Origin of the sequence: Thermoanaerobacter sp. A7A, assembly GCF_000445185.1 — a bacterium.
Classification (GTDB): Bacteria; Bacillota; Thermoanaerobacteria; order Thermoanaerobacterales; family Thermoanaerobacteraceae; genus Thermoanaerobacter.
In genome coordinates, this window is the sequence record NZ_AVAF01000093.1 from 114,015 (window position 1) to 124,971 (window position 10,957).

12 protein-coding genes are annotated in these 10,957 nt (G+C 32.8%); 4 read left to right on the forward strand and 8 right to left on the reverse strand.

Annotated elements, in window-relative coordinates; translation table 11 throughout:
- Nucleotides 1-8: 8 nt before the first annotated feature.
- A complete protein-coding gene (locus M663_RS0106395; RefSeq protein WP_029688341.1) occupies nt 9-665 on the reverse strand; it encodes a cytochrome c biogenesis protein CcdA in 657 nt (218 codons plus the stop codon).
- A 201-nt stretch (nt 666-866) separates the two neighbouring features.
- Between M663_RS0106395 and M663_RS0106400 the strand changes: the two genes are divergently transcribed.
- From M663_RS0106400 to M663_RS0106410, 3 genes are all read left to right on the forward strand, one after another.
- A complete protein-coding gene (locus tag M663_RS0106400; RefSeq protein WP_029688342.1) occupies nt 867-1,505 on the forward strand; it encodes a TetR/AcrR family transcriptional regulator in 639 nt (212 codons plus the stop codon).
- An 88-nt stretch (nt 1,506-1,593) separates the two neighbouring features.
- Nucleotides 1,594-2,292, forward strand: a complete 699-nt coding sequence (locus M663_RS0106405; RefSeq protein WP_003870086.1) for an ABC transporter ATP-binding protein — start codon at nt 1,594-1,596, stop codon at nt 2,290-2,292.
- Between the two features lie 29 nt (nt 2,293-2,321).
- Complete coding sequence (locus M663_RS0106410) at nt 2,322-4,523, forward strand: FtsX-like permease family protein (RefSeq protein WP_337954492.1); 2,202 nt, start codon at nt 2,322-2,324, stop codon at nt 4,521-4,523.
- 313 nt (nt 4,524-4,836) lie between these two features.
- Here the strand turns inward: M663_RS0106410 and M663_RS0106420 are convergent, their stop codons facing one another.
- From M663_RS0106420 to M663_RS0106430, 3 genes are all read right to left on the reverse strand, one after another.
- The gene (locus tag M663_RS0106420; protein ID WP_029688344.1) at nt 4,837-5,184 is read right to left on the reverse strand and encodes a hypothetical protein; all 348 of its coding nucleotides are present in this window, start codon (nt 5,182-5,184) and stop codon (nt 4,837-4,839) included.
- 109 nt (nt 5,185-5,293) lie between these two features.
- Nucleotides 5,294-6,055 carry a glucosamine-6-phosphate deaminase gene (gene nagB / locus M663_RS0106425; RefSeq protein ID WP_029688345.1) on the reverse strand — a complete coding sequence of 254 codons (762 nt, stop codon included), beginning with the start codon at nt 6,053-6,055 and terminating at the stop codon, nt 5,294-5,296.
- Between the two features lie 12 nt (nt 6,056-6,067).
- Nucleotides 6,068-7,213 (reverse strand): ROK family transcriptional regulator, encoded by a 1,146-nt coding sequence (locus M663_RS0106430; RefSeq protein ID WP_029688346.1) that lies wholly within the window; start codon nt 7,211-7,213, stop codon nt 6,068-6,070.
- 153 nt (nt 7,214-7,366) lie between these two features.
- On the opposite strand from M663_RS0106430, the gene M663_RS0106435 reads away from it, so the two are divergent.
- Nucleotides 7,367-8,719, forward strand: a complete 1,353-nt coding sequence (locus tag M663_RS0106435; RefSeq protein WP_004401859.1) for a PIG-L family deacetylase — start codon at nt 7,367-7,369, stop codon at nt 8,717-8,719.
- On the opposite strand, the gene M663_RS0106440 is transcribed toward M663_RS0106435, so the two are convergent.
- From M663_RS0106440 to M663_RS0106455, 4 genes are all read right to left on the reverse strand, one after another.
- Complete coding sequence (locus tag M663_RS0106440) at nt 8,720-9,274, reverse strand: carbonic anhydrase (RefSeq protein WP_003870955.1); 555 nt, start codon at nt 9,272-9,274, stop codon at nt 8,720-8,722.
- A 194-nt stretch (nt 9,275-9,468) separates the two neighbouring features.
- Nucleotides 9,469-10,194 (reverse strand): creatininase family protein, encoded by a 726-nt coding sequence (locus tag M663_RS0106445; protein WP_029688347.1) that lies wholly within the window; start codon nt 10,192-10,194, stop codon nt 9,469-9,471.
- Between the two features lie 82 nt (nt 10,195-10,276).
- Nucleotides 10,277-10,525, reverse strand: coding sequence for an SHOCT domain-containing protein (locus M663_RS0106450; protein WP_003870953.1), 249 nt, complete (start codon nt 10,523-10,525; stop codon nt 10,277-10,279).
- A 46-nt stretch (nt 10,526-10,571) separates the two neighbouring features.
- Nucleotides 10,572-10,957, reverse strand: a 386-nt coding sequence (locus tag M663_RS0106455) for an ATP-binding protein (protein WP_029688348.1), incomplete at its 5' end; no start/stop codon positions are given.

A 10,957-nucleotide genomic window follows, 5' to 3' on the forward strand; every position in this document is an offset into this window, starting at 1 on the left:
ACCACCTCTTAATAAAAATATCCACTTATCTTGATCAGCATGTTAAAATATAAAAGAACTCCAAATATTATGAGAATAACCCCACTTATTACCTCAATATAAGGCAATATTTTGTTAATCCTTTTATACATACTTTTAAACTTGTCAATCAATAAGGCTGTAACTATAAAAGGTATGCCAAGCCCCATAGAATATGCAAAAAGCAATATCACGCCTACACTTAAAGTACTGACCGACCCAGCATACAACAATATCGAAGCGAGAATTGGACCTACACAAGGTGTCCATCCTGCTGCAAAAGTTATACCCAATACTAAGGACCCTATATAACCGGTCTGTACCTTTTCCATATTTATTAATTTGACTTCTTTATTTAAAAATAGTGGTCTAAAAATCCCAGTCATTTGAAGTCCAAAAAGCACAATTATTATCCCACTTACTTTCTTAAAAATGTCTTTATAGGCTAAAAAAAGCTTTCCTAGTTGGCTTGCAGTCGCCCCCATTAAAACAAACACTATGCTAAATCCCAAAACAAAGAGAAACAAATTTATTAAATTATTCTTTTTATTTCCGAAAATATATGACACATAAGCGGGAATTAAAGGCAAAACACAGGGTGATAAAAAAGAAACAATTCCTGCTAAAAATGCAGTATAAATTGGCACATCTACACCTCCCTCCCCTATAGGGTGTGACTAATACTATATTACCACACTTTCTGATACAGTACAACTATGTTCAAACAAGAAAGAAAAGAGAATTCACTTTAAGAAAAATCAAAAACCCTTGATGGCTATTTTGCCATTGAGGATTTTATTTTTGACATTTTGTGACTAATGAGTCATAATAATCTTGAGGTGATGTTGATGCCAAAGGCTACCTTTTTGAATCTTGCACAGGAAAAAAAAGATCTTATCACAGATGCACTTATAAAACATTTTGCAACAAAACCCTATCATCTTGTGGATATATCAGACGTTGCCAAAGAATGCAAAGTTGCAAAGGGAAGCATGTATCAGTATTTTGAGAACAAAAAAGATATGTATTTTTACACAATTGAAGTTGCGTATGAAAGATTTTTGCAGCTTCTTACTAAGATGGACATGGTTCACGTGAACATATTGGACTACTACGAAAACTCCCTTGAGAGTGTATGGAATGCAATGAAAGATTTGAGGTATGAGTATATGTTGCTTGAGATGGCATTTTTTTCTCATGACTCACCTTTTAAGGATGAGATAAATGAAAAATTCCTAAAGCAGTCAAGAGATTTTTTGGTTGAGATAATCAAATACAACCAGAAGCAGGGCTTTATAAGAGACGACATAGACCCACTTTTAATAGGAATATTTTTGGAAGGTGCAAGTTTTTACATGAAAAAGTTTATCATCGAAAAGGCTTTGAATGAAAACAACACAACCACTTTTGAGCTTGACATTGACTATTTTAAAGATGCTATTTCACAGTTTATAAAGCTTTTGAAAGAAGGGATTGCAAAAAAATAAATTTTTAATATGACTTGACAGTCATATGACTAATGAGTCATAATATAATATATCATTAAAGAATGCAAGCTGAAGGAGAGGATATACTGTGTTTGTCAAAGCAGAAAAGCTTTCCAAAATCTACAGGATTGGCAAAAATGAAATCAGAGCGCTAAATGAGGTGAGCTTTGAGCTTGAAAGAGGTAAAATCTACACTGTGATTGGGCCATCTGGTTCTGGCAAAACTACTCTTTTTAACATTCTTGGTGGGCTTGACAGGGCAGAAGAGGGCAGAATCTTTGTTGATGGAAAAGAGATAACTGCAATGGACCAGAAAAAGCTTTCTGACTACAGACGCGACTATGTTGGGTTTGTTTTTCAATTTTACAACCTGATAAACGGTCTTACTGTGTACGAAAATGTGTTATCCAGCGCGGCTTTAAGCAAAAATCCTTTAGATGTTGACATGGTGCTTGAGATGATGGATGTGTATTCAGAAAAGAATAAATTTCCTTTTGAACTATCTGGCGGTCAGCAGCAGAGGGTTGCAATTGCAAGGGCAGTTGTCAAAAATCCTGCAATGATTCTGTGCGATGAGCCAACAGGTGCGCTTGACTATGAAAGCAGCAAGCTTGTTCTAAAGCTTTTGGAGGATGTAAACAAGAGGTTTGGCACAACCATTTTGATAATAACACACAACCTTGCCATCTCTAAAATGGCAGATGCGACCTTGAGGCTCAGGTCCGGAAGGCTTGTTGAATTTTCAGAGAATCCTCAAAAGATTTCAGCTCAGGAGGTAAGCTGGTAATGTTAATCAAAAAAATCCCTTTGAGGGTTATGAAAAGAGAATTTTTACAGTTCTTTTCTATCATAATGCTTATTGCAATTGCTTCAATGACATATACCCTTTTTGCTGTGTCAATGGAAGACATAGACGTCAACTATAAGATGTTCATAAAAGACTATGTGCAAGAGGATGGGTATTTTATTACCTCTCAGAATATTGATAAAAAACTCTTGAAAGAAAAATTTGGTGTTGAGCTTGAGGAGAGGCTTTTTTATGAGGTTCAAGAGAATGGAATCACACTTAGAATATTTTCAATTTCAGATAGAATAAACAAGCCCTATATAGAAGCTGGAAAAAAGCCACAAGACGGTGAAGTTTTGCTTGACCCAAGTTTTTTCAAAGCTCACCAGTATCACACAAACGATAGTATAACAATTTTGAATAAAAAGTTCACAGTAAGTGGAATTGGCTATCTTCCTGATTACATTTACATTATAAAAAACGACCAGGACATTCTTCCAGACCCAAAACACTTTGGCGTTGTGCTGATGACAGAAAATGACATGAAAAAGCTGTTTCCTGTTCTTCCTGTTCACTACTACAGCTATAAAGGAAGACTCAATAATATCGAATATTTCAAGAGTTTTATAAATTCTAACTGGCATCTTTTAAAATTCGTTGAGAAAAGTGAAAATCCAAGAATAATTTACACAGAGATGAAGCTTGAAAATGCAAAGAGGATGACATTGCCTCTTAGTCTTTTTATAATTCTTGTATCATCGTTTATACTCTTTATCGTCATGCGAAGGATAATAAACACCATGCACGCAGAAATTGGCACACTCTATTCCATGGGTTATACCCAGAAAGATGTGTTTAGAGTTTTCATGAGATTTCCACTTTATATTTGGTTGACAGGTTCAATTTTGGGTATTCTGCTTGGGTATTTTGAAGCGTATCCGCTTTCAGAATTTTACAGGTCATATTTTACCCTGCCAAAGCTGAAAAATGTTTTGCCATGGCAGCACATATTTGTTGCACTGGCGCTGCCAGCAGTATTTATATTCATCTCAGGGTACCTTGCGCTCAAAAACTTTTTCAAGCTCACGATTGTTCAGATGCTTCATGGTGTTGACGAGATAAAGTTTGGCAAACTTCCTGACATAAAGTTTTTCGACAGGTTTGAATTTCAGACAAAGATTATGTTAAAGTACGGCTACAGACATTTTGCAAGAGAGCTTGTTTTAGCAGTTGGTATAATCTTTTCCACAATACTTATGATGTACGGCATGACAGCAAAGGATTCAATTGTTGTTGCCATTGAAAGGACGTATGAAAAAAACTTCAAATATGAATATCTTTACCTCTTAAACTCAGTTTCCACACATCCTGAAATAAAGCTGACAAACCAAGCAGAGCCATACAATGTGAAGTCTTTTGATATTGAAGGAAGAAAATTGAGTATTATGATATACGGTATTAAAAAAGATTCACAGATGATAAAGCTCTATGATAATAAAAGCAATGAAATACCAATTTCGAATAAGCTTGTTATATCAAGACCTTTGGCAAACAAGCTTGGTCTTAAAGAGGGAGATAAAATTCACATAAAGAGCAAGTTCACAGATAAAAAGTACACCTTAAAAGTTTACAAGATAGCTGATCTTCCAGTAGGCAACAGTGGATATATGGACCTTGAGAGTTTCAACAAGATATTTGGTTACAGCAGGGAAGAGTATATTGGCATATTTTCAAAAGAAAAACTAAGCCTTAGCAATAACTTGATTTTTGAAAGCTACTCAAAATCTGAGCTTGTAAATACAATAAAAGCTTCGGCTGGTGACCTTTCAAAGACAATTGAAGTTATGGCACTTGTTGCAGCAATCCTTGCCCTCTTGATCGTGTATGTTTTGTCTACCCTCACTGTCAATGAGAACAAGAAAAACATAGGTATATTAAAAATGCTGGGATATAGAGAAGGCAGTATCTTTAAAATGATGCTTGGCTTTAACAACTTTTCATTTTTAGCAGGATTTATAATAGGCGTTCCTCTCTCAAAGATAACAATGGATAGTCTGATGAATGCGGCAACAAAAGACATAGACTTTGCCATGATGCTTGATGTAAGTACAAAAAGCATCTTCTCAACATTTGCTGTGTTGTTTTTTGCCTTTGTAGTCTCAAGATTTCTGGTCAGAAGAAAGATGGCAAAGGTCATGCCGGTTGAGGTTTTAAGAGAACAAGTAGACTAAAAAACAAAAGCTGCTTTCCTTTTTAAAATAGCCACCACCCCTCCATTTTTATTATAGAGCTAAAATTTTAAAAAAGGCAGCAAAGGATTAAAAGCTTTGCTGCCTAACTCTTCTTTACTTTTACTTAAATAATAATTTTTCATTTTTATAATCAAAATCTTACTGGTAATTTCTTTATATTTATCGTTTAATTCTTTCACAAATTTGTCAACTGTACAAAAGTATAAATTTTCAGTAAAGCATTATAGTTTTTTGCACTTTCGTACAAAAATGAGTATCATTTTCTTAAAACTATACCAATCGCGCAATACTTTCATTCTTGTTTTATAGCATTTATGACCATTTTTACCTTTCCAGTTATCTTATCAATCTGAAGCGTGCCTGTAAAATGTACCTCGTATTTTACATTTCTAAGCTTCTTTTTACTCAAAAACTGGTCAAGTTGTCTCTTGATTTCTTCTTCAACATCTTCACCGGCATTAGGTAGTTTGACACAGTTCAATATAAGGCTTTCATCACTTGTCTGAACAAACTGGTATTCTTTTATTCCTTCAACATCAAGGTCATCAATAATACACTTACTGCTATATTCCATTATTTTTTCACGAGGCCATTTATTATGGTTATATAATTTAAATCCTTCCATCATCACCTTTATCATAGCTTACCTCTCCTTTAAAGTAGCACTTTTTATAATCTATTTTTCTATGATAATTATATTATATCTCAATTGCAAAATCTTGCTAAATAAAAAAATAGGCTTCCGCCTATTAAACAATTATTTCTATTTCTTTTAAATCTTCATCGGGTATAAGGGAAGCAGCCTCTTTATCAATTATTATAGTTACATCAGGATGTAAAGCTAAAACAGTAGCAGGCACTTTAGTAGTCAATTGTCCTTTTATAGTTTCTTTTATTGCCTCTGCTTTATTTTTTCCAGAAGCCAAAAGGACAATTTTCTTTGCTTTCATGATACTTCCAAGTCCCATAGTAATCGCCTTTCTTGGTACTTCCTCTGCGCTTTTAAAAAATCTCTTATTAGCATTTATTGTATCTTCTGTCAAAGTAACTACATGAGTTTTAGTCTCTATGCTCTCCTCCGGCTCATTAAATCCTATATGTCCATTGACACCAATACCTAATATTTGCAAGTCAATCCCACCTGCTTTTTCAATTTCTTCTTCATATTTTCTACACTCTTCTTCTAAATCCTCGGCTATGCCATTTGGAATATGAACATTTTCTTTTTTAATGTTAATATGATTGAAAAAATTGTGGAACATAAAATAATGATAGCTTTGAGGATGGTCTGGAGATAAACCAATGTATTCGTCTAAATTAAAAGTAATGACATTAGAAAAATCTATTTCCCCTCTTTTATACATCTCAATTAAATGTTTATACATCCCCAGAGGCGTGGAACCTGTAGCAAGCCCTAAAACCGTATTAGGTTTTTCTTTGATTTGCTTTTTCACAATTTCTGCTGCCTTTTTACTCATTTCGTCATAATTTACAGTTATAATTACTTTCATCTTATGGCCTCCTTATAGTAAAATTAAATTATTTGTATTTAAAAGCACATCGGCTACCGCCCCAATAGCAGAAGCATCTTCACCAAGTTGAGCTACTTTAATGTCAAAATCAAAAGGCACAATCCTTTTCACTTTTTCCTTTAACTCCTGGCGTATATCAATTTCATAGTTTAGGATGTCTCCTCCAATTATTATTGCTTCTGGGTTTAAAATACTTACAATATTGGCAATACCCATGCTTAAATTTTTAATAAATTGAGATACAGCTTGTACACAAGCAGGATTTTGTTTTTTATATTCTTTTACTACACCCTCCATAGCTTTTGCATAAGACAAACTTTTAGAAACTGATTCAACTAAAGAAGACAAAGAAGCCTTTCTTTCAAAATAACCATAATCCTCGTAAGAATAAACTCTTTCAAAAGCATCCTCTCCTATGGCCATGTACCCTACTTCCCCTGCAGCGTAACTATTGCCTCGTAATAAAGTACCATTTACATATATTCCCGAGCCTATACCATTTCCTATGTTTATAAGCACAAAATTCTCTATTTCACGGCAACAACCAATCCATCTCTCTCCTAATGCGGCATAATTTACACTATTGTCTAGGTAGATATTATAATTAAAAATTTCACTCAACCTTTTCTTTAAATCAAAATTACTCCATTTCAATCCTGGTGCATCAACAATTCCTTTTTGTATATCTGTGATTCCTGGAAGACCAATACCAATTCCTATTATATTTTTATCTTCCTCAGTAAGTTCTTTTATCCCTTTCACAATTCCATTAAAAGCCTGTTCTTTAATGCCAGTTTCCCATTTTATCTTTTTTAAAATTTTCCCCTCTAAATTAGTCAGAATTCCTATCGAATTTGTAGATTCAACACTTATCCCTATAACAAATCTAGCATCAGGATTAAAAGAAAGCTGTATAGGCTTTCTCCCTACTGTACCTTTTTCTCCGTAACCATTTTCTATTACCAAACCTTCTTCAATCAACTCATCTACAATGGCAGAAATAGTAGATTTGCTCATTTTTAAAACTTTAGAAACCTCTATTCTCGATATGGGTTGCATCTTTTTAATAACATCTAAAACATTGGCTTTATTGATATTTTTAATTAACCCTGAAGTGCCTTTAGTATAGTCTTTCAATATCTCGCCTCCATTAGTTCATTATCTGAACTAATTATCTAAAAAAATTAGTTCGATATCCGAACATTTTCTTGTAATTATTATACCATAATAATTTGAAAAATGTAAATAATAAATTTTGAGACTACAAATATACAAGGAAGGTGTCTTATAATGAATAAAAAAATGAAATACATTGCAATAATTACTTTAATACTTTTTGTAGCCTTTGCTGGATTAGAATTAAAAACTTATAATTATGAAAGCAAAACTCCTGTTAAAAAACTTTATCCAACTCCTCAAATTTATCAAAGAGTATTAGTCTTTGCACCTCACCCTGACGATGAAACATTGGCTTCAGCTGGCCTTATTCAAGACACTATGAGATATGGTGGTGAGGTAAAAGTCGTAATAATAACTAATGGAGATTCCTTTAAAAGGGCAGTTATTGAAAATTATGACATTCCTTTTCCAACCCCTCATGATTTTTTGCGTCTTGGATACGATAGACAGAAAGAGACTCTTTCTGCTTTAAAATACTTAGGAGTAAAAGGGAAAAACATTATTTTTTTAGGATATCCTGATAAAGGTTTAGCTCCTCTTTGGTGGAAATATTGGAATGTACCTTATAAAAGCTTTGGTACTAAGACAGCAATAAGCCCCTATGATAATTCATACACTCTGAAAGTAGAATACAAAGGAGAAAACATAATAAAAGATTTAACAAAAATTATAAAAGAATATGACCCTACGCTTATTGTATATCCTCATCCAAATGAGCTTCATCCCGACCATTGGGCAACAAATAGTTTTGTAAAATATACCTTATATCTTCTTAAAAAAGAAAATCTCCCTCAATTTCTTTACATAGTTCATCGCACAGACTGGCCACTGCCTTTTGGAAAACACCCTCAATTAAATCTAAATCCTCCTCAAAATCTTTTGAAGACAGGAACAGAGTGGCATCTATACCCTCTTGCAAAAACCGATATTGACAAAAAGGGAGAAGCAATAATGATGTATAAAACTCAGATAAAAGTGATGAAAGACTTTTTATTGGCCTTTGACAGAAAAACAGAGCTGTATGGGTTTTATGAAGACGGTATATTGAAAAAATACAATAAAAACCGTAAATTTGATGATTATAAAGTGATAATAGATCCAGAATATGATAATTTTAGAGATTATGAAAATGGAAGTGTTGATATAACAGGAGTATATGCATACATGCAAAACAATAATTTACACGTAGCTATAAAGTGTAGACAACCTGCAAAGCCACTTTATGAATACAACTTATATGGTATACTATTTAAAGGTCATAAAGAAATTACAAGAATAAATGTAAAAGTTACAAATGGAAAATTAGTCAATAGAAAAGGAGATGTCAATATAAAAAATAGAATAGTTCATATCACTATTCCTATAAATATAGACTTTGATGCAATATATTTATCTGCTACCACTACTTCTAATAAATATCTTATTGACAAAACAGCGTGGAGACTTTTGAAAAAAGAAAAATAATCAATATCCTATTAACTTGTAGCCATTTACTAAAATTTTATTTGCAGAACTCATTTTGTAAATTACATCAATTTTTTCTTTTGAAATTGGTTTCACCAATAAAGCTACATTGCCTTCATTTAAAATATTTCCAGACTCCACCATCATATTGTCATTTATTTTTACATTCTCCAATATAGCGTTTATTCCAATGTAACAATTATCACCAATGTAAGAGTTAAATATTATAGTTTTTATATTGATATTACAGCAATTCCCAATATAGCATTCTCCCTTTATTATTGCTCCATTGGAAATAATAGCATTTTTCCCTATTTCAATTTTTGAAGCCCCTATTGTATTTATATTGACTCCATCATAAATACTTGCACCATCATTAATAACAATTTTACCCACTTTGTAATTTTCATCAACTTCATCTGCTCTAATGACAACATTAGGTCCTATGTAGACATTTTCTCCTACTACAATATTGCCAATTAAAATCGCTGTGTTATCTATGTAAGCTGTATGAGCAATTTGAGGAGAATTCCCAAATATATCTTCCCTAATCATAATTTCCACCTCATATAACCTAACATTTATATCAGGTTATAATACTTGTTTACATTATATCACAAAAAAAGTAAATACACAACGAAAAAATGAAATTAAAAGTTTAGAAAATTTTATAAAATAAAAATGCCCTAAAAGCTTCATTTAAAAGCTTTTAAGGCTTGTTGTAAAAGATACAATCATGTCTTTTCCCCTTATTCCTCTACAAAATACCTTCCTTCACGAATATCAAGGATTATCTTTATAATTTTATCTGTCAATAATTCGAAAATTTTTTCACCTTTTTCTTTTGTTGCAAGAGTAGCGTCTCCAGACATGGCATTTTCATAAAGTACTTTTCCTCTGTCTTTAAAGTAAACCCTATAAAGAGGCTTTTTTAAATTTTTTGTCGCTTTATCCATTTGAACAAGTCTTTCATCGTAATATAAAATGGCAGATGTTTCATCTTCTCCTGCATGGCCTTGACCTTGTGTAATAGTAAGTATTTCCTTTGTAAAGTCCAGCCACCAATTTATTGTTAAAACTACCATTCCAAGCTGGACTAGCTTTTCACTGGCAAGATTGAGAGCATTTATGTTTCCCCCATGTCCGTTTAAAAAAATAAGTTTTTTAAGTCCATTTTCATATAAGCTTTTACCCACTGCATACACGTACTCCGCTAATACTTCTGAAGGCACATGAATTGTGCCAGGGTAGACAGATAAGTCGTAACTTTGCCCATAAGGTATTTCAGGTGCAATCCACACATAATCGCCAATTTTTCTTTCAATCATTTCACAAAAAAGTCTAGGCGAAAAAATATCAGTTCCCAAAGGAAGGTGATGTCCATGAGCCTCAACAGAGCCTACAGGAATTATAACTATATCTGATTTTTGCAAGTTTTTTTGAAAGTCATCAGAAGCATAGTTTATTAAATACATGTAACTTCTCTCCCTATTTTGATTATTACAAATTAAGGATATCATAATTCAAATCAAATTTAAATATACCTACATACTACAATTATTTTTCTTCAAGTCGTTTTTTTCTTTCAAGATATTCCTCTTCGCTTATTTCCCCTCTTGCATATCTTTCTTTTAAAATTTCTATCGCATCCCTCTCTTTGTTTCTATTTTTTGTGCCTCGAAATAATGATATAATAAAGTATATTGCAGCAACTATTAAACCTATCTCTATTGCCATCCAGACAATGCTCCAAATAAATCCACCTATGCCATATCCCCAACCCCAGCCATACATCATTCTCATCATAATATTTTCCCTCCTTTCTTCCTTCAAAAATAATTATACACCGCCATTATGAAAAACTTATGAACCAGTTTTTATAGGGGATTTTAACAGTAAACTTACTCCCTTTATTTATCTCGCTTTCAACGTTTATTTTGCCTCCATGGGCTAGTACTATGGCTTTTGCAATCGAAAGCCCTATTCCACTTCCACCTGTTTCACGATTTCTTGATTTTTCCCCTCTGTAAAACCTTTCAAAAATAAAAGGAATATCATCTTTTGATATACCCATTCCATTATCTTCTACAATAAATACTGCATAATCGCCATCTTTATAAAAGTCTATTTTTATTTTGCCACCTACAGGAGTATATTTATTTGAATTTGATATTAGGTTAACAAAGACCTGTGCTATCCTGTCCTTATCACCAAACAACATAATGTTATCTTCTATGT